The following is a 22,428-nucleotide window of genomic DNA, read 5'->3' on the forward strand; positions in this document are numbered from 1 at the left end:
TTTACGTAGATTACTTACCTGCTGACTTACCAGACTTTCTGCGAATCTCTTCACCCACGAACTTAATACCCTTACCTTTATACGGTTCAGGCATTCTGAATGAACGGATCTTCGCACAAATCTGACCTAATAATTGTTTGTCAGCCGACTCAAGGATAATAAGAGGGTTCTTATTTCTCTCAGACTTCGTCTCAACTTTCACTTCCTTCGGCAACTGCAAATAGATATTGTGAGTATAACCTAAAGAAAGATCCAATAACTGACCTGTATTTGAAACACGGTAACCAACACCTACTAACTCAAGCTCCTTCTTATATCCCTCTGAGCAGCCAACAACCATGTTGTTGATCAAAGAACGATACAAACCGTGTAACGCACGATGATTCTTATCATCAGTAGGTCTTGTTAAATGGATAACTCCGTCTTCCAAAGTAACGTTAATATCAGGATTCACTTCCTGTACAAGTTCACCTTTAGGGCCTTTAACTGTTACTACATTATCCTTAATTGTAACTGTAACACCAGCCGGTACATGAATTGGTAATTTTCCTATTCTTGACATTCTTCTTCCCTCCTAATTAATAAACGTAACATAATACCTCGCCACCGATCTTCAGATCGCGGGCCTCTTTGTCAGTCATCACACCTTTAGAAGTAGAAAGAACAGCAATACCTAAACCATTCAATACTCTCGGCATTTCTTTGTAACCAGTGTACTTACGCAAACCGGGCGTAGAAACTCTCTCAAGTTTCTTAATCGCATTAACTTTGTTTACTAGGTCATACTTCAAGGCGATCTTGATCGTACCTTGAGGACCATCCTCTACAAACTTAAAATTAAGAATGTAGCCCTTGTCGAAAAGGATCTTAGTGATCTCTTTCTTTAAATTTGACGCCGGCACCTCAACAACTCTGTGCTTCGCTTTGATTGCGTTACGCAATCTTGTCAAATAATCTGCAATAGGATCTGTCATATAAATAATTAATTAAATTGATCCGGCCACCCGGACAATATTTAAACTAAAAAAACTCTTACCAACTTGCTTTCTTTACACCCGGGATTAAACCATTAGATGCCATTTCACGCAATTGGATACGAGAAATACCGAACTGGCGTACATACCCTTTCGGACGTCCTGTAATCTTGCAACGGTTGTGCAAACGTACAGGAGAAGCATTTTTAGGTAAAGCCTGCAAAGCCTCATAGTTACCTTCTGCCTTAAGCTGAGCTCTTTTAGCGGCATACTTAGCAACAAGCTTTGCTCTTTTAACCTCACGGGCCTTCATTGATTCCTTAGCCATAACTACTTAGTCTTTTTTTCCGTTTTTAAAAGGCAATCCAAATTCTCTCAAAAGAGCATAACCTTCTTCGTCTGTTTTCGCAGAGGTCACAAAGGTAATATTCATTCCCAATATTTTGGTAATATTATCGATATTTATTTCAGGAAAAATGATTTGTTCCTGAATACCGAGTGTATAATTGCCTCTTCCGTCTAACTTACTCTCAATTCCCTTGAAGTCGCGGATACGAGGAAGAGCGACACGAACAAGTCTCTCCAAGAACTCGTACATCTGCTCACGACGTAATGTCACCATCACACCGATCGGCATCTTCTTACGCAACTTAAAGTTAGAGATATCCTTTTTAGATACGGTAGCGACAGCTTTTTGACCGGTGATCGTAGACAACTCGCTGATAGCGATATCGATGATCTTCTTGTCAGCCGTAGCCATACCTAATCCCTGATTAATCACGATTTTCTTCAAAACAGGTACCTGCATCACGGATTTGTAACCGAACTCCTTCGTTAAGGCAGGAACAATTCTGTCTTGGTATTCTTTCTTAAGACTGGCAGTATTGCTCATTACTTAATTTCCTCCCCTGATTTTTTAGAATAACGCACTAAAGCACCCTTCTCATTCAACTTACGGCCGATACGTGTAGCTTTACCAGATTTCGGGTCAACCACGTTAAGGTTAGAAAGATGAATAGGAGCTTCCTTCTTTTCGATTCCTCCTTGAGGATTCTTCGCATTAGGCTTGGTATGCTTTGATACCACATTAATACCTTCGACAATCGCACGATTATCTTTTACAAGTACCTGTAAAACACGACCTGTCTTACCTTTGTCCTCGCCGGCATTAACAAATACTATATCGCCTTTTTTGATATGTAATTTACTCATTACTTTAAATTTTACGAGATTAAAGCACTTCAGGTGCAAGTGATACAATTTTCATGTTTGTTGCACGAAGCTCTCTGGCAACCGGACCGAAGATACGGCTACCACGGATATCGCCACCGGCATTCAATAATACGCAAGCGTTATCATCGAAACGGATATAAGAACCATCCGGACGGCGGATCTCTTTCTTAGTACGAACGATGATAGCCTTAGAAACAGCACCCTTCTTAACGTCGCTAGCTGGGATTACGCTTTTGATTGCTACTACGATCACATCACCTACAGTGGCATAACGCTTTCTCGTTCCGCCCAAAACACGGATACACAAAGCTTCCTTAGCTCCACTGTTATCTGCTACTACTAGTCTTGATTCTTGTTGTATCATCTTACTTAGCCCTTTCGATTATTTGAACTAATCTCCATCTTTTAGTCTTGCTCAAAGGACGAGTCTCCATAATCTTTACGGTATCGCCAATGTTGCATTCGTTATTTTCGTCGTGAGCATGATATTTCTTCGTCTTATTAACGAACTTTCCATAAATGGGGTGTTTTTCCTTCCATTTAATGGCAACCGTGATGCTTTTATCCATCTTGTTGCTCGTTACCACGCCCGTTCTTTCTTTTCTTAAATTTCTAGTTTCCATCAGGCTCAATTATTTGTTGTTAAGTTCTCTCTGGCGCAATTCTGTTTTCATGCGCGCAATCAATCTGCGTTGCTGTTTAATCTGAGAAGGATTATCCATAGGCGAGATGCTATGGTTAATCTTCTTCTGATCATAGGCCGCAACCTCTGCATCTACTCTCTCTAGCAACTCTTTCGTGCTTAGTTCTCTAATTTCTGCAATCTTCATAACAATTACGCATTTTGATTTTGCATGTCATAATCACGTCTCACAACAAACTTGGTTGTAACCGGAAGTTTTTGTGCGGCAAGGCGCAACGCTTCCTTAGCGATATCAAAGGGAACACCTTCGATCTCGAAAATCAGACGACCCGGAGTAACAGGCGCAACAAATCCCTCAGGATTACCTTTACCTTTACCCATACGAACCTCTGCAGGCTTCTTCGTGATTGGCTTATCCGGGAAGATACGAACCCAAACCTGCCCCTGACGTTGCATATAACGTGTAACGGCGATACGGGCAGCCTCGATCTGACGACCGGTAATCCATTTATTCTCTAATGACTTTATTCCAAAAGAACCGAAGGCCAGCTGGTTGCCACGTTGAGCTTCGCCCTTCATGCGACCTTTCTGCTGTCTTCTGAACTTGGTTTTCTTTGGTTGTAACATCTCTACTTAAATTCTAACGTTTAACGATTAGCTCTTTTTCTCTTGAAGTTCTTGTCTCTGTTGCCACCGGCATTGTCGTTTCTACGGCCTGTCTCCTTGGCAGCAGTGAAAGAAGGAGCAAGATCGCGCTTGCCATAAACCTCACCACGGCAGATCCAAACCTTAACACCCAGCAAACCAACTTTTGTCAAGGCCTCAGCCAAAGCATAGTCGATATCTGCTCTAAGAGTGTGCAACGGAGTTCTTCCTTCCTTATACATTTCCGAACGAGCCATTTCAGCGCCATTCAAACGACCAGAGATTTGAATCTTTATACCTTCGGCGCCCATTCTCATGGTAGAGGCGATAGCCATCTTTACCGCACGACGATATGCGATTTTACCTTCAAGCTGACGTGCGATGTTGTTTGCTACGATAACAGCGTCCAATTCAGGTCTCTTCACCTCGAAGATGTTGATCTGCACTTCTTTATCAGTGATCTTCTTCAACTCTTCCTTCAACTTATCAACTTCCTGACCACCTTTACCGATGATGATACCCGGACGTGACGTACAAACAGTGATCGTGATCAACTTAAGCGTACGTTCAATAACGATACGAGATACACTAGCTTTTGCAAGACGGGCATTCAAATATTTACGGATTTTGCTATCTTCCAGCAAAGTATCCCCGTAATTCTTACCGCCATACCAATTGGAATCCCAACCACGGATAATTCCTAAACGATTACTAATCGGATTAACCTTTTGTCCCATCTACAAATTAATTTTGACTATCGTTTTTACTAAGTGTATCAACAAACAGAGTTACGTGGTTCGAGCGTTTACGAATTCTGTAACCTCTTCCTTGAGGAGCCGGACGCATTCTCTTCAACGTAGTAGCGCAATCAACGCTGATTGAAGATACGCATAACTCTCCTGCTTCTGCTTTACGTTCATTTTTCTGTTCCCAGTTTGCGATTGCTGAACGAAGCAATTTTTCTACTCTTGCTGCAGCTTCCTTGTTAGAAAACTTCAAAACACCAAGCGCACGGAATACTTCCATACCGCGAATCATGTCTGCTACCAAACGCATCTTACGAGGAGAGGTAGGAACATTGTTCAACTTCGCGAAATACATGGTCTTTTGGGCTTCTTTTCTTGCTTCAGCTGATATTCTTTTTCTAGCACCCATTTTATTCGATTCTTTTTATTTTCAGATTCCTGAATTCCTGTTACTACCGATATTATTTCTTCTTGTTACCGGCGTGACCGCGGAAAGTACGTGTCGGTGAGAACTCTCCCAACTTGTGGCCTACCATATTCTCGGTTACGAAAACAGGAATAAATTTATTTCCATTATGAACTGCAATAGTATGGCCTACGAAATCAGGCGAAATCATTGAAGCTCTTGCCCATGTCTTAACTACGGCTTTCTTTCCTGACTCATTCATTGCCAGAACTTTCTTCTCAAGCTTTACATTAATATACGGGCCTTTTTTTAGCGAACGACTCATAGTTTACTTAATTAATCAGATTATTTCTTTCTTCTTTCAATAATATACTTTGAAGAATGCTTCTTAGGAGCTCTAGTCTTCAAGCCCTTAGCATATAAGCCATTACGGGATCTAGGATGACCTCCGGAAGAACGACCTTCACCACCACCCATTGGGTGATCAACCGGGTTCATAACAACACCACGGTTGCGAGGACGACGACCTAACCATCTAGAGCGACCGGCCTTACCTGATTTTTCAAGAGCATGGTCTGAATTGCCAACTGCGCCAATTGTAGCCTTACAAGCCGCAAGAATCTTTCTAGTTTCACCAGAAGGCATCTTAATAATCGCATAAGCGCCTTCCTTTGAAGTCAGCTGAGCGAATGCACCTGCGGAACGTACCATTTTGGCACCCTGTCCAGGACGAAGCTCAATATTGTGAATAATAGTACCAACGGGAATATTTGCCATAGGCAAAGTATTACCTACCTCAGGAGCGGCGTCGCTACCTGAAACCACTGTTTGGCCAACTTCCAATCCGTTCGGAGCGATGATATAGCTCTTTGCTCCGTCCGCATAATACAACAAAGCGATACGAGATGAACGGTTAGGATCATACTCGATAGACTTTACTGTCGCAGGAATGCCATCTTTGTTTCTCTTGAAATCGATAATTCTGTACTTTTGTTTGTGACCGCCACCGATATAACGCATTGTCATCTTACCAGTGTTGTTACGTCCACCTGTACTCTTCTTACCTACTACAAGAGACTTCTCTGGTGTACTTGCAGTGATTTTATCAAATGCACCAATAACTTTGTGTCTCTGCCCCGGTGTCGTGGGCTTTAATTTACGTATTCCCATTTCTCTTTTTAGATATTACTAAAGAAATCAATTGTTTCTCCTTCTTTCAACGTTACGATCGCTTTCTTGAAAGCAGCTTGCTTGCCGTTGATGATACCTGATTTTGTATAACGGCTTTTACGCTTTCCAGAGTAGTTGATGGTGTTAACATCAACTACTGTAACACTGTACATATCCTCTACAGCTTTCTTAATCTCCAATTTGTTGGCATCAGGAGAAACACGAAAACCATAGCGATTCGGAAATTTCTCTGTGATCGCTGTTTGTTTCTCAGTTACTATAGGCTTAATAATAATTCCCATTATTCTACTCCTTATGCTTTAAAATTTTGTTCAACAACAGCGACTGAACTTTCCGTTAAAACCAAATTAACAGCGTTTAACACAGCGTATGTATTTAGTTCAGAAGCAGTTATTACACTTGCCTTCTCTAAATTTCGAGCGGACAAATATACTAAATTATTCTTCTCCGGTAAAACCATAAGTAACTTTTTATCAGCCACTTTCAAGTTTTTAGCAATTGTTATAAATTCTTTAGTCTTAGGAGCTTCCATTGTGAAATCCTCTACGACAACAATCGCATTGTTCTTTGCCTTGTAGCTCAATGCTGACTTACGAGCCAAAGATTTTACTTTCTTGTTCAGCTTGAACTCATAATCACGAGGCTTCGGACCGAATACACGGCCACCACCAACCAACACCGGAGAGTTGATATCACCACGACGTGCGCCACCACCACCTTTCTGACGGATCAGCTTACGTGTACTACCAGATACTTCGCTTCTCTCTTTAGACTTATGCGTTCCCTGACGTTGATTTGCCAAATACTGCTTTACGTCCAAGTAAATAGCATGATCGTTGGGTTCAATGCCGAAGATCGCATCGTTCAAAGTTACCTTTCTTCCGGTATCTTCACCTTTAATATTAAATACGCTCAGTTCCATTACTTTTCAATTAATAAGATTGAACCTTTTGCTCCTGGAACAGATCCCTTTACCAATAAAAGGTTGTGTTCCGGCATTACCTTGATCACTTGAAGATTCTGAACGGTTACACGTTCGTTACCCATCTGGCCGCCCATTCGCATGCCCTTAAATACCTTTGCGGGGTAAGAACAAGCACCGATAGAACCCGGCTTACGAGCACGGTTATGCTGACCGTGAGTAGTCTGACCTACACCACCAAAACCATGACGTTTTACTACACCTTGGAAACCTTTACCTTTTGATGTACCCACTACATCCACGAAACCTGCGTCTTCCAAGAAATCTACAGTGATCACGTCACCCAACTTGTACTCAGTTTCGAAATTCTTGAACTCGGCCAAGTGTCTTTGAGGTGCTACACCGGCTTTCTTGAAGTGACCCATCTCAGGCTGTGTCGTGTGCTTCTCTTTCTTCTCTTGGAAACCCAACTGTACAGCTTCGTAGCCATCTTTCTCCAAAGTCTTGATCTGTGTAACCACACAAGGACCCACTTCGATAACAGTGCATGGAAGATTTTTTCCCTCGGCACTGAAAACGGATGTCATTCCGATTTTTTTTCCTAATAATCCTGGCATTTCACTAATTGTTAAAAACTTACACTTTAATTTCTACTTCTACACCGCTAGGTAATTCTAGCTTCATCAAAGCGTCAACTGTCTTCGCAGTTGAGCTATAGATATCGATTAATCTCTTATAAGAAGAGAGTTCGAACTGCTCACGAGATTTCTTGTTAACGAAAGTAGAGCGGTTCACTGTAAAGATACGTTTGTGCGTAGGAAGAGGTATAGGACCGCTAACGATAGCACCTGTAGCCTTTACCGTCTTTACGATCTTCTCGGCAGACTTGTCTACCAGAGAATAATCGTAAGACTTCAATTTAATTCTGATCTTTTGGCTCATATTTATTATATGTTTCTAAATATTATTTGATCAAATCAACGCGACCTTGCACCTCTGTCAATACTTGCTTAGCGATAGAAGAGGATACTTGAGCGTAGTGTGAGAACTGCATTGAAGATGTAGCGCGACCTGAAGTAATCGTACGCAAAGCTGTCACATAACCGAATGTCTCAGCCAATGGAACCTTAGCCTTCACGATACGGGCTCCCGTACGGCTAGTCTCCATACCCTCAACTTGTCCACGACGCTTGTTCAAGTCACCGATAACGTCACCCATGCTCTCTTCTGGAGTAACAACCTCCATCTGCATGATCGGCTCCATCAATACAGGACCTGCCTTGGCGGAAGCGTTCTTGAACGCTTGGATAGCGGCGATCTCGAAAGACAACTGGTCTGAGTCTACCGGGTGGAAAGAACCATCGATCAAAGTCACTTTCAGCTTGTCAAGCGGATAACCTGCCAACACACCGTTCTTCATAGCCTTCTCGAAACCTTTCTGTACGGACGGGATGAATTCCTTAGGAATGTTACCACCCTTCACCTCATCGATGAATTGCAAAGTACCCTCGAAGCTCTCGTCAGCCGGCTCCATACGAACGATGATATCAGCGAACTTACCACGACCTCCAGATTGCTTTTTGTAAACCTCGCGAAGCTCAACCGGCTGCGTGATAGCCTCCTTATAAGTAACCTGCGGACGGCCTTGGTTACATTCAACCTTGAACTCACGACGCAAACGGTCGATGATGATATCCAAGTGAAGCTCACCCATACCGCTAATAACGGTCTGACCTGTCTCCTCGTTTGTCTGTACGCGGAAAGTAGGATCCTCCTCGGCCAACTTAGCCAAGCCCATACCCAACTTATCCATGTCTTTCTGAGTCTTAGGCTCTACAGCGATACCGATAACCGGTTCCGGGAATTCCATAGACTCCAATGTGATCGGATGGTTTTCGTCGCAAAGCGTATCACCTGTACGGATATCCTTGAAACCAACACCTGCTCCGATATCACCACAACCAATCACCTCCATCGGGTTCTGCTTGTTAGAGTGCATCTGGAACAAACGGGAGATACGCTCTTTCTTTCCGGAACGAGTGTTCAACACATAAGAACCAGCGTTGATAGAACCTGCGTATACACGGAAGAAGCACAAACGACCTACATACGGGTCGGTAGCGATCTTAAATGCCAACGCCGTCAATGGCTCCTCGAACAAAGGTTTACGAGTGATTATTTTATCAGGATCTGAAGGATCCGTACCCTCGATAGCCGGAGTATCTTCAGGAGAAGGCAAAAACGCGCAAACTGCATCCAATAAAGTCTGTACACCTTTGTTCTTGAAAGAAGAACCACAAGTCATCGGGTTGATCTGCATAGCCAACGTACCCTTGCGGATAGCAACCATGATCTCCTCTTCCGTGATCGTAGAAGGATCATCGAAGTATTTCTCCATGATAGCGTCGTCGCACTCAGCCAAAGCCTCAAGCATCTTGTCGCGCCACTCCTCAGCCTCAGCTTGCAAGTCTGCCGGGATCTCCTCTACGCTATACTCGGCACCCATAGTCTCATCGTGCCAGAAGATAGCCTTCATCTTGATCAAGTCGACAACACCCTTGAAAGTCTCCTCAGCTCCGATAGGGATCTGGATCGGACAAGGATTAGCTCCTAATACGTCCTTCAATTGGCGTACTACCTCATAGTAGTTAGCACCCGAGCGGTCCATCTTGTTAACGTAACCGATACGAGGTACATTATATTTATCAGCCTGACGCCATACAGTCTCAGACTGGGGCTCAACACCACCTACGGCACAGAATGTAGCAACAGCACCATCCAATACACGAAGAGAACGTTCAACCTCAACCGTGAAGTCAACGTGTCCCGGAGTGTCAATCAAGTTGATTTTATAACGGTTGCCCAAATAGTTCCAGAATGTAGTCGTAGCAGCGGAAGTAATCGTGATACCACGCTCCTGCTCCTGCGCCATCCAGTCCATTGTAGCAGTACCATCATGAGTCTCACCGATCTTGTGTGTCAAACCTGTGTAAAACAAGATACGTTCAGAAGTCGTTGTCTTACCAGCGTCAATGTGAGCCATGATACCGATGTTCCTAGTGAACATCAATTGCTTATCGTTGTTTGCCATATTCTTTTTATTGCCTTAAAAATTAAAATCTGAAGTGAGCGAACGCACGGTTAGCCTCAGCCATACGGTGCATATCTTCTTTTCTTTTGAATGCGCCACCTTGGTTATTGAAAGCATCTACAATCTCTGCAGACAACTTGTCAGCCATAGTCTTACCTCCACGTTTACGAGCAAAGATAATAAGGTTCTTCATAGAAATTGACTCTTTACGATCCGGGCGGATTTCAGTAGGGACTTGGAATGTAGCACCACCTACACGGCGTGACTTAACTTCGACTTGAGGAGTAATGTTATCAAGCGCAGCTTTCCAAATTTCGAGAGCGGACTTTTCCTCGTTAGGCAATTTGCCCTTAACGGTTTCCAAAGCGGAATAGAAAATTTCGAAGGCAGTATTTTTCTTGCCATCATACATCAAATGGTTAACGAATCTCGTAACCTTTACATCACCGAAAACAGGATCCGGAAGGATCTGTCTTTTCTTTGGTTTTGCTTTTCTCATTTTGTTTTCAAAAATTTGTTCTTGTCGTTGGTTGCCTTTAATTTGTCTTCAACGGTTCCGCTGAACCATTTACTCAACCTTATAGCCTATCCAAATAACTCAAACCTGTTTTAATACTTAAATTTAAATCTCAGTTTGAAGGCATGTAATTAATTACTTCTTCTTACCTTTTGCGGCAGCTGCTGCTTGACCCGGTTTCGGACGCTTAGCTCCATATTTGGAACGTCTTTGCGTACGGCCGTTAACACCCGCTGTATCCAACGTACCACGTACGATGTGATAACGCACACCCGGAAGGTCCTTTACACGACCACCACGTACCAATACGATAGAGTGCTCTTGCAAGTTGTGTCCTTCTCCCGGAATATAGGAGTTAACTTCCTTACCATTTGTCAAACGTACTCTCGCTACTTTACGCATTGCAGAGTTAGGTTTCTTCGGAGTCGTAGTGTAAACACGTACGCAAACGCCACGTCTTTGAGGACAAGCGTCCAATGCGGGTGATTTACCCTTCTCCACCAAAGTTTCCCTTCCTTTTCTAACTAATTGCTGAATTGTAGGCATTTCTTTCTTTTTTTAAACTTTGAATGTGTTATTATTATTTATCTAATCTTTTCCTATTTCGAGCCGCAAAGTTACGCATTATTTTCGGACAATCAATAAGTTGTGCCTGTTTTTTTCGTATACTCCGCACTAAAAACGGTGCAAAGGTACATATTTGTTCCCGTTTGGCAAGGTAGGCCCTAGCCGTATTTATTAATATTTAACATTCACTATCTCTATTTACCTCACTGGCACGTAAAGCGACTGGTGGCGGGTGCCGATATCACGCAATTTACCCGCCTCGACAAATTGATGCAGGCGGCGGCTGGCCGTACTGCTCGTCAGGCCGCAAAGCCGCTGGAAGGCGACACGGGTCATATATTCATGCTCGGCAAAATAACTCGCGAGCAATTGGTCGATACGATCAGGCTCCAATTGGCGGGAATGGGATTTGTACTTGGCTCGTTCCAGCGTCATCGTCTTCAAGCTATCTTTCAGCTCTACCTCGGGACGGAAAGCCACGGACTTGAAACGGATGGACTCCGAACGTATCTCGTGCGTGGATTGTACGGCCGGGCATTGCAACGTGACTTGCAAATACCCCAACCCATCGATATGCACGCGTTTTCCCTCACGCAAATATTCCGCTGTCACCTCGCTTAAAGAGATGAGCACGGCGGCCACGTCTGCCGGCGTGACGGTACACCGTCCATGGATACGTTTGGCCAGATCATCCGTATCGATCGTGCCGGATGATACGATACGTGCGTGAAAACGAGGACGCTTCGTGCTGTCCTTCGATACCGGAGTCTTGTAAAAGTCATATTTTGCTGCCATATATCTAGTATGAGATTAAAAGGTTATTCATCGAAACATCGTATGCTATTAGTCATTTCACAAGGGTGATATGATCTTTTCACCTATGTGAAACGATCGTTTCATGATTGTGATACGTTCTTTTCACATAGGTGAAAAGATTATAAGCACTTAACAAAGGTACTACATCCATACCACTTAAACAATAGTTTTCCCTAGTATTTCGCACAGATTACTTTTATTTCAAATGACAATATAAACATTTGGAAAACCGCAAGTTAACAGCTTATATCCGCAAAATGAAACAGTAAAAACAACCTCTAAAACATAGCGTCATGAAAACTGTATTGGATTTTTTAGGCCAATTATGGCTTCGCTTCTTAAAACCGGACGGGTCGATCACCGTACCACACCCAAACGAAGGTAAAGCGAAACGATCGAGCAACAGCAACTCTATCCTTCAAAAGAGTCTGGAGACTTTCCTCCAAGAACGGATCGAATTCCGCTTCAACTTGTTGAGCGAGGAGACTGAATATCGATACAAACAATTGGAAACGGATCGCTTCTATCCGGTGACGCAACGTGACCTAAATAGCATTTGCATGGAGGCAAGACGGACGGGGATCGATTGCAGGGATCGGGATGTGAATCGTTTCGTATATTCAAAAGAAGTAAAAGAGTATCATCCTTTCCGGCAATATATGGAGTGGTTACCCGAATGGGACGGGAAAGACCGGGTAAGCGATCTGGCACGACGGGTCTCCTCAGAACCGTTATGGGTGGAAGGGTTTCATCGCTGGATGCTCGCCTTGGCCTCACAATGGATGGGTTCGAACCGAATGCACGCAAATAGCTTGGCTCCCATTTTAGTCAGCGAGCGTCAAGGATGCCAGAAGTCTACCTTTTGCAAGTCGCTGATGCCTTCTTCGCTAGTCCGCTATTACACGGATAGCGTAGACCTTAGCGCCTCGACGCAAATGGAGCAGAAGCTTGGATTGTTCGGACTCATCAACCTCGATGAGTTCGACCGGTTGCCCGACCGTAAAATGGCTTTGCTGAAAAATTGGATGCAGATGGCCGGGATGAACGTACGCAAGGCACACGCCAAGCATTTCCATCCCCTACCCCGCCTAGCCTCATTTATTGGCACTACGAACCAGAAGAACCTATTAAGCGCCCCCACGGGAAGCCGCCGTTTCCTATGCGTGGAGGTGCAAAGCAAGATTAATTGCGAAGGTATCGAGCATGATCAAATCTACGCCCAGCTGAAAAACGAGTTACAAAAAGGAGAGCGCCATTGGTTCACCTCCGCAGAGGAGGAGGCGATCATGCGATCGAATGAGGCTTTCTATAAACGTCCGATCGAGGAAGATGTGTTCCACGCCTGCTTCCGGGCCGCATGTCCGGGAGACCTAAATGTAAATGCAGCCGTGAAACCTATGTCATCGAAATCATCCCTAGCACTTAAATCTTCTCTCCAGCTCCTCATCTGTCAGCATGGAGATAATCGTCTTTCCATCCGGGGTCAGGTTCGAGTCCGAACAAGAGAACAGGGAGGCGATCAGATGATCCATCTCTTCCAAGGATAAGGATTTGCCGGGACGGATAGCGGCGGCTTTGGCTAAAGACAAGGCGATGGCCTCGCAGATTTTCTCATGCACTGCGCATCCGGTCTCGATCGCCCGGTCCACGATATCCTTTACCAAATTTACCGGATCAAGGTTCTCTATACCGGCGGGCAGGCCATTGATCGCGTAATTGTCATTTCCCAGATTGCTCAGATCAAAGCCGACGAAGCACAAATCCTCCAATAAGGAAGGTAGTACAGCCGCCTCGGCAGCGGTAAACTCTACGATCTCCGGGAATAAGACTTGTTGGGATACACCTTGTTGCTGACGGATATTCGACAGGTATTGGTCAAACAAGATACGCACATGCGCACGATGCTGGTCAATAATCGCCAGACCCGATTTCAAGGATGTCACGATATATCGCCCTTTATATTGATAGCAAGGATTGCTTACCTCCGTAAACAGTTTTTCCGGATCCGAAGCCTCGGCCGGCAATTCCTCGATCGGGGCATCCTCGAAAGTCTCGGACTCCCGTTGGACAGCCACTCGGTCGTTCTCAAACCCTTGATATAATTTAGACCAATCGAATTCCGGTTTTTTATAGGAAGTAGTGTCAAACGGATTATAACTGGAATCCACTTGCACTTTCGGGGCCTTATAAGTACTAGGCTCACTTTTCTTGACCGGGTTGTAAACAGGAATATCGATCGCGTCCTCCACATCGAAATCAATCGTAGGGATAGCGCTCGATTTAGCCAACGCCTCCCGGGTAGCGGCCATCAAGATCTGCCAGATCGGTTGCTCGTTCTCAAACTTAATCTCCGTCTTTGTCGGATGGATATTGACATCGATCGAGGAGGGATCCAACGTGAAATAAACAAAATAATTCGGCATATCCCCGGCAGGAATCAATTGCTCATAGGCCTGCATGATCGCCTTATGGAAATAAGGATGCTTCATATAACGACCATTCACAAAAAAAAACTGCAATGCCCCTCGCTTCTTCGCCGAGTCCGGACGCCCCACGAAACCGGAAATAGTCACCATGGAACTTTGGGCATCCAGAGAGAGCAACTTCTGGTTTAAACTCTTACCATATATATTAATGATGCGCTGACGTAACCCCGACTCGGGCAGATTGAATATCTCCGCATCATTATGATAAAGAGACATACCCACCTGCGGATTCACCAAGGCGATTCGCTCGAACTCATTGATGATATTCCGGAATTCCGTCTCATTCGACTTCAAGAATTTCCGGCGGGCGGGAACATTAAAGAAAAGATTCTTTACCGAGAAGATACTTCCCTCGTTACAAGCCTCCGGCTCGATACTCTCCAGATTGGAACCCGCGATGGATAGGCAAGTGCCAAGCTCGGTCCCTCTAGCCCGGGTACGCAACTCTATATGGGCGACAGCGGCGATAGAGGCCAATGCCTCACCTCGGAAACCCATCGTATGCAAAGAGAATAAATCCTCGGCCGTAGAAATCTTAGAAGTAGCGTGCCGCTCAAAAGCCATGCGAGCATCCGTCTCGGACATACCTTTCCCGTCATCGATCACCTGTATCAATGTCTTACCCGCATCCTTAATGTTCACTTGGATATTGGAAGCGCCAGCGTCCACCGCATTCTCGACCAACTCTTTAACGACAGAGGCCGGACGTTGAATCACCTCTCCCGCCGCGATTTGATTGGCGATATGGTCCGGAAGTAAATGAATGATATCGCTCATTACCAGAACAAATACCAAAAGAAAGCAGCCAAGACCGCCAAGGCCACCGCCAGTTTCACATTCTTATACCTACGAGCCCGGGAATCCTCGCCTCGCCCCACGCTTTTCTTCAGATGCGAGGTACCTTCAATGAAAGTTCCCTTGATATGCGGCTTATATTCCTCCAACGGCTCCTCTACACCCATTTCACGTTTGACCTTGCTTATACGTTCCTCCAAGGCTTCCTTATGGGGGTCCCAATAAATAGGCTTATGATCAAATTGACGCGGCTTGCGCATGTTATAAAACGAGAAAAGTGCCATAGCTTTACCTATTAATTATGAATACGACGCTAATGTACGAATTTATTGCTTCTTTTCGGAGCATCTTGAGCTTTTCTTTTCACGACCTGATAAATATCATCCTTGTCTTTAGGACGGATATAATCAAACCAATAAAAGTCTTTCAAGTATTTCTGGTCGGGCTTCAAATCAGGAATAGGGGTCATCGTACCTGTTGGAGTCGGCCAGATTTTCAGTTTATCCAACTTATTGTCTTTTAGCCAGATCGTAAGGAAACCGCTTTTGGTCTCGTTCATGCCGACCATCGAACCGTCCTTCTCCAAGGGGAAAAATATAGATTCGGCGTTGCCCGACACATCGATCTGATTCACGACCTGTCCCTCGAAATAAGCCTTCAAGTCATTTCCCTTTAATTGATTGAATGCGGTAGAATCGATTTGCTGTATTGCGAAAGCGAATTGCTTCACGTGAGCGAAATCGATCGAGCTATCATTCATAAATATCAAGATCGTATCCCCATAGATCTGATACTGTTCATTCCAAACGATAGGGTCCGTATACATATATAATATAGAGTCTCTTGTATTAAACTGCATCGAATCGCAAACACCTTGCATATCCGTCCGATAGAAACGGACGCCGTAATAAGCTTTTACTTCCCGGTAAAGGGAGTCCACCGTAGTCATCTTCAAGGTATCACCATGCAGAAACAATGTATCCCCTTGGCTGAATTCCAAGAAACGGGCGCTATCCGTAGCGAAAGCATACTCGCTCTTCTCATTGTAAAAGCCATATTGGCCTTCCAGCATGACATGCTGCGCCGTGTCTTGCAGACTCATATTACCGAACGCTTCCCCAAAACCCAGTTCCCGGTTGTAGGCGATAGAGTCGCCCGTCAAGATACGGTCGCCGGAAACCACCTGAGAACGATCCAATAGCAAAGAGGTATTATTCACGGTATCGTACCAACCTCTGGAAGAATAGATCGTGCCGCTATCCGAGACGATTATGGATGGTCCGAGGATCGTGGCGATCTTCGAGTCCGTATTATAATGCAAGGTATCGGAATACAACGTGAATTGCTCATTCTCCAGACGGACGCTATCATTGAAGATAGCCAATTTCGTACTAGGCGAATATTGCCCATAAAAAGAAGAGAGCTGATTCAAGGAATCGACAATCAGACCTCCGTCGAAATAATATCCGATATCCGGGATTCGCTCATAGTTCAAGCTATCCGTAAACAGGGTAACCTGCCCATTCTCCATGCGGACATTCTCCCGCAAATAAGCGATCTGGGTATTTCCATCGTAAAACAGGTAATTTCCATACACGAACAAGGTATCCCCTTGTTCCATCCGGACATTACTAAACGCTTCCAAGGAATTGGTCTGCTCAAAGAAATATGCGCTATCGCAATACATATACGAACTATCATGGCGAAAACAAACATCACCATTCAGTACTTGAGCCTCGGCGTTCCTCTCCTTATCGAACGAAAGCGTATTCGCATGCTCCAAAAAGACCTTCGTCTTCTTGGGAGCGACACTATCTTTGGCGGCTACCACCGTGCTATCTTGCGTTTGCGCAAATACGCCAACCGATAAAGCACACGATAAGAGCGCTAGAAATAACCTGTTAATTAGTCTCATTCCTTAATCCAACCCGGATATTTGAAATCACAATTCCTCCAACCGTCACTAATACGCACGTAGGTTGATTTTTGTTTCTTCGTGATCCAGTCGTTCAATAATTCCTCACGTTTCTTAGCCTCTACGATCGCTTTCAAAGCTTGGAAGTCATCGGCCAAATTCGCCTTATGTCCTTCCGTCCGAGCTTTCAGCTTAACAATAGCTACTACCTCTTTCTGCTTGTTCGTCAACATGGTAAAAGGCTTGGAGATCTCTCCGACTTTCATGCCATATACCACCTTACCGATTTCCTGCGGAAGTTCTTGCATCTCGAACTTAGGGGTTCCCATATTGCTGCTCTCGTAATCTTGGTTTACCATCAAACCCTTATTATTACGTGTATCCTTGTCATAAGAGACGAATGTAGCGGCTTCCTCAAACGTGAACTTATTCGCCTGCAAATCATTGTACAATGAATCCAGACGAGTGGTAGCATCCGCCAACTCCTTATCGGAAACCTTCGGTTTCAATAAGATATGGCGGCAGTTGATACGGTCTCCACGCTTCTCGATCAATTGGATGATATGGTAACCATACTCCGTCTGTACGATCTGGGAGACACGTTTCGGGTCTTTCAAGTTGAACGCAACGTTCGCGAACTCCGGCAACAGCTGTGTCTTGCTCATGAAACCTAACTCCCCTCCTCGAGACGCCGAACCCGGATCTTCCGAGTACAAACGAGCCAACGTAGAGAATTCCATCTTACCGGAATTAACTTGCTCCGTGAAATCACGTAAGCGGGCCTTGATGGCGTCTGTTTCCTCAAACGGAATCTTCGGTTCCAAGGTAACGATTTGCACCTCTACAGTCGTAGGGATGTTCGGCAGGCTATCCTGAGACAACTGGCTGAAATATTTACGCACCTCGGAAGGTGTCAGCTTGATCTCGCCGATCAATTGATGCTGCATCTGTTGCACTACCTGCTGCTCCCGCACCATCTCCTTACGCTCATCCTTGATCTGGGAAAATTTCTTACCGAAATATTCCTCCAATTTCTCGCGAGACCCGATTTGGTTCACAGCCATGTTCATCCATTGATCCACGCTCTGGATCACTTGGTTCTCGTTCACGGTAATACTATCGATCTTAGCTTGATTCAGATATAGTTTCTGTATCGCCATCTGCTCCGGGATCACGCAATACGGGTCGCCATCCAAACGGACCCCCTCGTTTTGATTATACAAACGCTGCGTCTCAATATCCGAACGTAAAATAGCGTCATCTCCTACCACCCACACAATTTCATCGATCACATTGTCTTGCGCCATTACAATGCAAGAACAACAGGCAAGAAAGAATACACTTAAAATCTTTTTCATCATGTCTACCCATTTATAAAATTAGAGATCACGGCTCGGAATGGAATTCCACGTCACCGCTCCGGATCGCATCGTTATATAACTCGTCTTCAAATTTTTTCAAGAATTCAACTTTTCGTTGGTTGACCAGCATTTCCGTGACGTGCGAACTGGCATAATCATATGGCTCCACACTGCCGAAAGGTAAATATTCCTTGATATTCAACAGATAACAATAACTGCTATCCGCCACCTCAACATACTTATTCGCCTTCAGAAACGCATTCGGATTCGACACATGAATCGGTATATTATCCATTACCTCATCGAAATCAACCCATTTGTCGTAAAAGTACTCATAAATCGTGGCATTTTGCACACTATACTTCTCAATTTTTTCTAAAGAGGCCACATCTGTGGATTTGTACCACTTTTTGACGTCGGTAAGTCCCGGGGCATCAACCGGGATTTTCAAGAATAATCCCTTGATCAAGCCTTTATCCAAGATAAACTTTTTCTGGTTTTCCTCGTAATAGTTTAATTTATCACTTTCCCGGATATCAGTTTTCAGCTTCTCCTCCACCAATCGTTCCTGATAACGGTAACGAACCAAGGAACGCCTGTACTCCTCTACCAATTTATCGACCTCCTCTTTCTCATCCCCCAAGTTACGCAAAGCCACATCGTACACCAATACATCCTTTACCCATTTCTTGGTAAAGTTCTCGGCTAGCAACAGACTATCTGCGGAGGAAATCCCCCGGGGTATTAGCTTATTCACCTCCGAACGATTTAGGGTACGTCCTTTCACGCTAACCAAGACATCCGTAGTATCAGCTGGCTGAGAACCTTTACAGGCACCCAACAACACAACGAACGTTAGGAACATGAAGACTATCCTCATATCTATCTTTATTTTATTTCTTTAGTTTCTTCAATAATTTCCAGTTGACAGTCACCGGATATTTTTTATTCAAATCCGCAATCCACTTCGCTTCCAACACCTTCTGCTGGGCGGAGGGTTTGCTCCAGATCTCCCGGTTGCTGACCTCAAACAACAGAATCCCATCCCGGTACTCCTGCATCAAATGAGGGATCTCCGGATGTTTTGTCTCCAGATTCTTACGCTCGGCGGTCGTTACGATATCGCGGATAAACAAATCATAGACCTCTTGCATAAAATCACCCGCATACGTTTTTGTCGAGAACGGGCAACGTTGGATATAATAAGCGAACTCCGCTTGCGGGAAATCCTTTCCATCCAATTGCATAAGCGTCTTGTTCATATCCTTCGCTTTCTCATAAAACGCCTCGTCCGTGGGGAAACAATCATTACATAACGCTTGCAGCTCCGCATAGGCTTCCGGATAGAAAACGTATCCGTATTCTTTTTTCATACGATCGTCGAAAGCTTTATATAACTCGAAGTTACGTTCACCCTGCCCCATACGTCTCGACAAAGCTTTTTCCTCTTCCTCAAACGAAGGGCGTCCCTTCTTATCGATCAACTTAATGATATGGTAACCAAAACGAGTTTCCACCACCCCGGATAAATCACCCGGCTTGCTCAACGCAAAAGCGGCTTGCTCAAAAGGCTGGACCATCTCGCCTACCCCAAACCAAGGTAATACTCCCTCTTTCTTAGCGGAAGCAGCATCCCCGGAATATTCTTTCGCTAACTCGCCAAAATCAGCTCCCTCTTGTACTTGCTTATAGATAGCTTGCGCTTTTGCCAGAAAAGCCGATGAGTCCTGAATAGCGGAATCTTTCGGGAAGGCGATCAAGATATGAGCGACATGTACCCGCCCCGGATTGGGTTTACGACTATGGACTTTTATCAAATGAAATCCTAATTTCGTGCGAACCGGTTCAGACACCACGCCAATCGGCAAGGAATAGGCGGCATCCTCAAACACTTTTAGGGATTGCATCGGGAGCAAGCAACGTACATATTCGCAAGCGACATGCTCCTTATCCTTCTCGGCCAAAGCTTTTCCGACTGTTTCCATATCCTCTCCTTTCTGGAGACGTTCGTATACTCGCATGGCTTCTTGATATACAGCTACCGTATCTTTGGAGACCGTCTTCTCCGGCAAACGGAATAAGATGTGGGTCAACTCTACCGAGTGATCCCCACGGTCATATACCGCACGGGCAGCCGCTTTCTCACCCTCCTTATCCGACATATAGCTATTGATCAACTGAGCCCGGTATCCATCCAGCTCACTTTTGAATGAGGATGTCTGGTCGATCCCTAAAGATTCCGCCTCCGCTACTTTTAGCTTAAAATTTTTAAATAGCTCGACATAGTTTTTGACGGACTTTGTATTCGATAAATCCACCTCTCCATTCTTCTCCGCGATAAAAATAAATTCAGATAAAGGCACTTGTTTTCCAGCGACCGTCATAACGACCGAATCGGATGCGGTTTGAGCGTTAACTGTCACACAAGCGAATACCCCTAATGAAATAAGTAACTTTTTCATCAAAAATTCTTTTACCATAGCACGAATATACATTACAAAAATAACACTAATCTAACGGAGAGCCGACAAGAAAAGTATGCTATCCCATTAAATTAGTGTTTTTTATAAAACGTAAAACTTGTATTACTATTCACCGCGGCTATAATTCGGAGCCTCTTGCGTGATCGCTACGTCATGCGGATGGCTCTCTTGCACACCTGCGTTGGTGATTCGAGTAAAACGAGCTTTATGCAACTCCTCGATATTATGAGCCCCGCAATAACCCATTCCCGCACGTAAACCACCTACCATTTGGTAAATGACCTCATACAAAGAACCCTTAAACGGAACACGGGCAGCGATTCCCTCCGGAACCAGCTTCTTCACGTCGTCCTCCACATCTTGGAAATACCGATCCTTGGACCCCTTTTGCATAGCTTCCAACGACCCCATTCCACGGTAAGACTTAAACTTTCGGCCATTGAAGATAATCGTATCGCCCGGCGACTCCTCTACACCCGCCAACAGAGATCCCATCATCACGGAAGATCCACCAGCGGCGATCGCCTTCACGATATCACCGGAGTAACGCAAGCCACCGTCGGCGATCAAAGGCACACCAGTTCCTTCCAACGCCTTCGCCACATCGTAAATAGCCGACAACTGGGGAACACCCACACCAGCGATCACACGAGTTGTACAAATCGAACCCGGACCGATACCTACCTTCACGGCGTCCGCCCCGGCTTCCACTAAATATTTAGCAGCCTCGCCCGTAGCGATATTACCGACCACACAATCAATATGCGGATATTGCGCCTTAATCTGTTTCAAGACATCCACCACACCTTTTGAGTGACCATGTGCCGTGTCGATCACCAAAGCATCCACCCCGGCATCCACCAAAGCGGCTACACGCTCGAAGGTATTGAACGTAACGCCTACACCGGCAGCTACACGCAAACGACCTTTCGAATCCTTGCAAGCCTTCGGTTTATCTTTCGCTTTCGTTATATCTTTATAGGTAATCAAGCCGATCAACTTATTATGGCTATCGACCACCGGTAACTTCTCGATCTTATGTTCCTGAAGGATCTGAGCGGCGGCCTCCATATCCGTAGATTGTCCGGTTACGACCAAATTCTCTTTCGTCATCACCTCGTCGATAGAGCGGTTCATATCCTTCTCGAAACGCAAGTCACGGTTCGTCACGATACCTACCAAATACCCGCCTTCATCCACCACGGGAATACCGCCAATCTTATATTCAGCCATCATTGCCAAGGCATCCGCCACACGCTTGCCCTTCGTGATAGTCACCGGATCATAGATCATTCCATTCTCCGCACGTTTAACGGTCTGGACCTGCTTTGCCTGCTCGGCGATCGTCATGTTTTTATGAATCACACCAATACCTCCCTCACGGGCGATAGCGATAGCCAACTTGGCCTCGGTAACCGTATCCATAGCGGCCGACACCATCGGTATATTCAATGTGATATTACGTGAAAACTTTGTCGTGAGATCGACATTACGAGGAAGAACTTCCGAATAAGCTGGGATTAACAATACATCGTCAAACGTTAACCCATCCATAACTACCCTGTCTGCAATAAATGACATAGAACTTATGCTTTAAAAATTATTGCGCGCAAATATACGACTTTTCACGTAATAAA

The 22,428-nt window shown here is 44.8% G+C and carries 28 protein-coding genes and 1 pseudogene; 1 reads left to right on the forward strand and 28 read right to left on the reverse strand.

Features of this window, described 5'->3' with window-relative positions:
• Window positions 1-10 precede the first annotated feature (10 nt).
• The 21 genes from rplF to CI960_RS18135 all read right to left on the reverse strand — a co-directional run bounded on the left by rplF (window position 11) and on the right by CI960_RS18135 (window position 11,730).
• Window positions 11-562, reverse strand: a complete 552-nt coding sequence (rplF, locus tag CI960_RS18035) for a 50S ribosomal protein L6 (RefSeq protein ID WP_005853990.1) — start codon at window positions 560-562, stop codon at window positions 11-13.
• A 16-nt stretch (window positions 563-578) separates the two neighbouring features.
• Entirely contained in the window at window positions 579-974 is a 396-nt protein-coding gene (rpsH, locus tag CI960_RS18040; protein ID WP_005634758.1) for a 30S ribosomal protein S8, read from the reverse strand.
• A 58-nt stretch (window positions 975-1,032) separates the two neighbouring features.
• Window positions 1,033-1,302 carry a 30S ribosomal protein S14 gene (gene rpsN / locus CI960_RS18045; RefSeq protein WP_005853988.1) on the reverse strand — a complete coding sequence of 90 codons (270 nt, stop codon included), beginning with the start codon at window positions 1,300-1,302 and terminating at the stop codon, window positions 1,033-1,035.
• Between the two features lie 6 nt (window positions 1,303-1,308).
• Complete coding sequence (gene rplE / locus CI960_RS18050) at window positions 1,309-1,866, reverse strand: 50S ribosomal protein L5 (protein WP_005853986.1); 558 nt, start codon at window positions 1,864-1,866, stop codon at window positions 1,309-1,311.
• Window positions 1,866-2,186, reverse strand: coding sequence for a 50S ribosomal protein L24 (gene rplX, locus CI960_RS18055; RefSeq protein ID WP_005853984.1), 321 nt, complete (start codon window positions 2,184-2,186; stop codon window positions 1,866-1,868). The genes rplE and rplX overlap by 1 nt, the downstream gene beginning before the upstream one ends.
• 19 nt (window positions 2,187-2,205) lie before the next feature.
• Window positions 2,206-2,571, reverse strand: a complete 366-nt coding sequence (rplN, locus tag CI960_RS18060; protein WP_005853982.1) for a 50S ribosomal protein L14 — start codon at window positions 2,569-2,571, stop codon at window positions 2,206-2,208.
• Window position 2,572: 1 nt separating this feature from the next.
• A complete protein-coding gene (rpsQ, locus tag CI960_RS18065; protein WP_005853980.1) occupies window positions 2,573-2,830 on the reverse strand; it encodes a 30S ribosomal protein S17 in 258 nt (85 codons plus the stop codon).
• 9 nt (window positions 2,831-2,839) lie between these two features.
• Window positions 2,840-3,037: a 50S ribosomal protein L29 gene (gene rpmC / locus CI960_RS18070; RefSeq protein WP_005853979.1), complete on the reverse strand. Its 198-nt coding sequence runs from the start codon at window positions 3,035-3,037 to the stop codon at window positions 2,840-2,842.
• Between the two features lie 5 nt (window positions 3,038-3,042).
• Entirely contained in the window at window positions 3,043-3,477 is a 435-nt protein-coding gene (gene rplP, locus CI960_RS18075; RefSeq protein WP_005853976.1) for a 50S ribosomal protein L16, read from the reverse strand.
• Between the two features lie 20 nt (window positions 3,478-3,497).
• Window positions 3,498-4,232 carry a 30S ribosomal protein S3 gene (gene rpsC, locus CI960_RS18080; protein WP_005853974.1) on the reverse strand — a complete coding sequence of 245 codons (735 nt, stop codon included), beginning with the start codon at window positions 4,230-4,232 and terminating at the stop codon, window positions 3,498-3,500.
• A 7-nt stretch (window positions 4,233-4,239) separates the two neighbouring features.
• Window positions 4,240-4,650: a 50S ribosomal protein L22 gene (rplV, locus tag CI960_RS18085; RefSeq protein WP_005853972.1), complete on the reverse strand. Its 411-nt coding sequence runs from the start codon at window positions 4,648-4,650 to the stop codon at window positions 4,240-4,242.
• A 52-nt stretch (window positions 4,651-4,702) separates the two neighbouring features.
• Complete coding sequence (rpsS, locus tag CI960_RS18090; RefSeq protein WP_005634738.1) at window positions 4,703-4,972, reverse strand: 30S ribosomal protein S19; 270 nt, start codon at window positions 4,970-4,972, stop codon at window positions 4,703-4,705.
• 20 nt (window positions 4,973-4,992) lie between these two features.
• Window positions 4,993-5,817 (reverse strand): 50S ribosomal protein L2, encoded by an 825-nt coding sequence (rplB, locus tag CI960_RS18095; RefSeq protein WP_005853970.1) that lies wholly within the window; start codon window positions 5,815-5,817, stop codon window positions 4,993-4,995.
• Window positions 5,818-5,825: 8 nt separating this feature from the next.
• Entirely contained in the window at window positions 5,826-6,119 is a 294-nt protein-coding gene (rplW, locus tag CI960_RS18100) for a 50S ribosomal protein L23 (protein ID WP_005853968.1), read from the reverse strand.
• 11 nt (window positions 6,120-6,130) lie between these two features.
• Window positions 6,131-6,760 carry a 50S ribosomal protein L4 gene (gene rplD / locus CI960_RS18105; RefSeq protein WP_005853966.1) on the reverse strand — a complete coding sequence of 210 codons (630 nt, stop codon included), beginning with the start codon at window positions 6,758-6,760 and terminating at the stop codon, window positions 6,131-6,133.
• Complete coding sequence (rplC, locus tag CI960_RS18110; RefSeq protein ID WP_005853963.1) at window positions 6,760-7,377, reverse strand: 50S ribosomal protein L3; 618 nt, start codon at window positions 7,375-7,377, stop codon at window positions 6,760-6,762. The genes rplD and rplC overlap by 1 nt, the downstream gene beginning before the upstream one ends.
• Before the next feature lie 19 nt (window positions 7,378-7,396).
• Entirely contained in the window at window positions 7,397-7,702 is a 306-nt protein-coding gene (gene rpsJ / locus CI960_RS18115; protein WP_005853961.1) for a 30S ribosomal protein S10, read from the reverse strand.
• A 22-nt stretch (window positions 7,703-7,724) separates the two neighbouring features.
• The gene (fusA, locus tag CI960_RS18120; RefSeq protein WP_005853959.1) at window positions 7,725-9,851 is read right to left on the reverse strand and encodes an elongation factor G; all 2,127 of its coding nucleotides are present in this window, start codon (window positions 9,849-9,851) and stop codon (window positions 7,725-7,727) included.
• A gap of 22 nt (window positions 9,852-9,873) precedes the next feature.
• The gene (gene rpsG / locus CI960_RS18125; RefSeq protein ID WP_005853957.1) at window positions 9,874-10,350 is read right to left on the reverse strand and encodes a 30S ribosomal protein S7; all 477 of its coding nucleotides are present in this window, start codon (window positions 10,348-10,350) and stop codon (window positions 9,874-9,876) included.
• Window positions 10,351-10,503: 153 nt separating this feature from the next.
• Window positions 10,504-10,914 (reverse strand): 30S ribosomal protein S12, encoded by a 411-nt coding sequence (gene rpsL, locus CI960_RS18130; RefSeq protein ID WP_005853956.1) that lies wholly within the window; start codon window positions 10,912-10,914, stop codon window positions 10,504-10,506.
• Window positions 10,915-11,133: 219 nt separating this feature from the next.
• Window positions 11,134-11,730: an HU family DNA-binding protein gene (locus tag CI960_RS18135; protein WP_005853954.1), complete on the reverse strand. Its 597-nt coding sequence runs from the start codon at window positions 11,728-11,730 to the stop codon at window positions 11,134-11,136.
• Between the two features lie 581 nt (window positions 11,731-12,311).
• Between CI960_RS18135 and CI960_RS23735 the strand changes: the two are divergent.
• Window positions 12,312-12,998 (forward strand): annotated as a pseudogene (locus tag CI960_RS23735) (VapE domain-containing protein); the annotation flags it as partial.
• 168 nt (window positions 12,999-13,166) lie between these two features.
• Here CI960_RS23735 and mutL read toward each other — a convergent pair.
• The 7 genes from mutL to guaB all read right to left on the reverse strand — a co-directional run bounded on the left by mutL (window position 13,167) and on the right by guaB (window position 22,372).
• On the reverse strand, window positions 13,167-15,014 hold the full coding sequence (gene mutL / locus CI960_RS18150) for a DNA mismatch repair endonuclease MutL (RefSeq protein ID WP_005853950.1): 1,848 nt from the start codon (window positions 15,012-15,014) through the stop codon (window positions 13,167-13,169).
• Window positions 15,014-15,316 carry a hypothetical protein gene (locus tag CI960_RS18155; RefSeq protein WP_005853948.1) on the reverse strand — a complete coding sequence of 101 codons (303 nt, stop codon included), beginning with the start codon at window positions 15,314-15,316 and terminating at the stop codon, window positions 15,014-15,016. Before CI960_RS18155 ends, mutL begins: the two co-directional genes overlap by 1 nt.
• A gap of 29 nt (window positions 15,317-15,345) precedes the next feature.
• The gene (locus tag CI960_RS18160; protein WP_005853946.1) at window positions 15,346-16,947 is read right to left on the reverse strand and encodes an OstA-like protein; all 1,602 of its coding nucleotides are present in this window, start codon (window positions 16,945-16,947) and stop codon (window positions 15,346-15,348) included.
• On the reverse strand, window positions 16,944-18,308 hold the full coding sequence (locus CI960_RS18165; protein ID WP_008778716.1) for a peptidylprolyl isomerase: 1,365 nt from the start codon (window positions 18,306-18,308) through the stop codon (window positions 16,944-16,946). Before CI960_RS18165 ends, CI960_RS18160 begins: the two co-directional genes overlap by 4 nt.
• A 25-nt stretch (window positions 18,309-18,333) precedes the next feature.
• Window positions 18,334-19,188 (reverse strand): hypothetical protein, encoded by an 855-nt coding sequence (locus CI960_RS18170; protein WP_005853942.1) that lies wholly within the window; start codon window positions 19,186-19,188, stop codon window positions 18,334-18,336.
• A gap of 13 nt (window positions 19,189-19,201) precedes the next feature.
• Window positions 19,202-20,788 carry a peptidylprolyl isomerase gene (locus tag CI960_RS18175; RefSeq protein WP_005853940.1) on the reverse strand — a complete coding sequence of 529 codons (1,587 nt, stop codon included), beginning with the start codon at window positions 20,786-20,788 and terminating at the stop codon, window positions 19,202-19,204.
• Window positions 20,789-20,896: 108 nt separating this feature from the next.
• Window positions 20,897-22,372 (reverse strand): IMP dehydrogenase, encoded by a 1,476-nt coding sequence (gene guaB, locus CI960_RS18180; RefSeq protein ID WP_005853938.1) that lies wholly within the window; start codon window positions 22,370-22,372, stop codon window positions 20,897-20,899.
• Between the last annotated feature and the right edge of the window lie 56 nt (window positions 22,373-22,428).

This window comes from Parabacteroides sp. CT06, from assembly GCF_002257605.1.
GTDB classification, from domain to species: domain Bacteria; phylum Bacteroidota; class Bacteroidia; order Bacteroidales; family Tannerellaceae; genus Parabacteroides; species Parabacteroides distasonis.

What these genes read in the sequence shown, in the direction of transcription:
- rplF (WP_005853990.1), bottom strand. Translation starts at nt 562, where the DNA reads ATGTCAAGAATAGGAAAATTACCAATTCATGTACCGGCTGGTGTTACA.
- rplP (WP_005853976.1), bottom strand. Translation starts at nt 3,477, where the DNA reads ATGTTACAACCAAAGAAAACCAAGTTCAGAAGACAGCAGAAAGGTCGC.
- CI960_RS18175 (WP_005853940.1), bottom strand. Translation starts at nt 20,788, where the DNA reads ATGGTAAAAGAATTTTTGATGAAAAAGTTACTTATTTCATTAGGGGTA.
- guaB (WP_005853938.1), bottom strand. Translation starts at nt 22,372, where the DNA reads ATGTCATTTATTGCAGACAGGGTAGTTATGGATGGGTTAACGTTTGAC.
- mutL (WP_005853950.1), bottom strand. Translation starts at nt 15,014, where the DNA reads ATGAGCGATATCATTCATTTACTTCCGGACCATATCGCCAATCAAATC.
- rplC (WP_005853963.1), bottom strand. Translation starts at nt 7,377, where the DNA reads ATGCCAGGATTATTAGGAAAAAAAATCGGAATGACATCCGTTTTCAGT.
- rplW (WP_005853968.1), bottom strand. Translation starts at nt 6,119, where the DNA reads ATGGGAATTATTATTAAGCCTATAGTAACTGAGAAACAAACAGCGATC.
- rplB (WP_005853970.1), bottom strand. Translation starts at nt 5,817, where the DNA reads ATGGGAATACGTAAATTAAAGCCCACGACACCGGGGCAGAGACACAAA.
- fusA (WP_005853959.1), bottom strand. Translation starts at nt 9,851, where the DNA reads ATGGCAAACAACGATAAGCAATTGATGTTCACTAGGAACATCGGTATC.
- rpmC (WP_005853979.1), bottom strand. Translation starts at nt 3,037, where the DNA reads ATGAAGATTGCAGAAATTAGAGAACTAAGCACGAAAGAGTTGCTAGAG.
- rpsQ (WP_005853980.1), bottom strand. Translation starts at nt 2,830, where the DNA reads ATGGAAACTAGAAATTTAAGAAAAGAAAGAACGGGCGTGGTAACGAGC.
- CI960_RS18155 (WP_005853948.1), bottom strand. Translation starts at nt 15,316, where the DNA reads ATGGCACTTTTCTCGTTTTATAACATGCGCAAGCCGCGTCAATTTGAT.
- rpsC (WP_005853974.1), bottom strand. Translation starts at nt 4,232, where the DNA reads ATGGGACAAAAGGTTAATCCGATTAGTAATCGTTTAGGAATTATCCGT.
- CI960_RS18135 (WP_005853954.1), bottom strand. Translation starts at nt 11,730, where the DNA reads ATGGCAGCAAAATATGACTTTTACAAGACTCCGGTATCGAAGGACAGC.
- CI960_RS18160 (WP_005853946.1), bottom strand. Translation starts at nt 16,947, where the DNA reads ATGAGACTAATTAACAGGTTATTTCTAGCGCTCTTATCGTGTGCTTTA.
- rpsL (WP_005853956.1), bottom strand. Translation starts at nt 10,914, where the DNA reads ATGCCTACAATTCAGCAATTAGTTAGAAAAGGAAGGGAAACTTTGGTG.
- rpsH (WP_005634758.1), bottom strand. Translation starts at nt 974, where the DNA reads ATGACAGATCCTATTGCAGATTATTTGACAAGATTGCGTAACGCAATC.
- rplX (WP_005853984.1), bottom strand. Translation starts at nt 2,186, where the DNA reads ATGAGTAAATTACATATCAAAAAAGGCGATATAGTATTTGTTAATGCC.
- CI960_RS18165 (WP_008778716.1), bottom strand. Translation starts at nt 18,308, where the DNA reads ATGATGAAAAAGATTTTAAGTGTATTCTTTCTTGCCTGTTGTTCTTGC.
- CI960_RS18170 (WP_005853942.1), bottom strand. Translation starts at nt 19,188, where the DNA reads ATGAGGATAGTCTTCATGTTCCTAACGTTCGTTGTGTTGTTGGGTGCC.
- rpsG (WP_005853957.1), bottom strand. Translation starts at nt 10,350, where the DNA reads ATGAGAAAAGCAAAACCAAAGAAAAGACAGATCCTTCCGGATCCTGTT.
- rplV (WP_005853972.1), bottom strand. Translation starts at nt 4,650, where the DNA reads ATGGGTGCTAGAAAAAGAATATCAGCTGAAGCAAGAAAAGAAGCCCAA.
- rpsN (WP_005853988.1), bottom strand. Translation starts at nt 1,302, where the DNA reads ATGGCTAAGGAATCAATGAAGGCCCGTGAGGTTAAAAGAGCAAAGCTT.
- rpsJ (WP_005853961.1), bottom strand. Translation starts at nt 7,702, where the DNA reads ATGAGCCAAAAGATCAGAATTAAATTGAAGTCTTACGATTATTCTCTG.
- rplD (WP_005853966.1), bottom strand. Translation starts at nt 6,760, where the DNA reads ATGGAACTGAGCGTATTTAATATTAAAGGTGAAGATACCGGAAGAAAG.
- rplN (WP_005853982.1), bottom strand. Translation starts at nt 2,571, where the DNA reads ATGATACAACAAGAATCAAGACTAGTAGTAGCAGATAACAGTGGAGCT.
- rplE (WP_005853986.1), bottom strand. Translation starts at nt 1,866, where the DNA reads ATGAGCAATACTGCCAGTCTTAAGAAAGAATACCAAGACAGAATTGTT.
- rpsS (WP_005634738.1), bottom strand. Translation starts at nt 4,972, where the DNA reads ATGAGTCGTTCGCTAAAAAAAGGCCCGTATATTAATGTAAAGCTTGAG.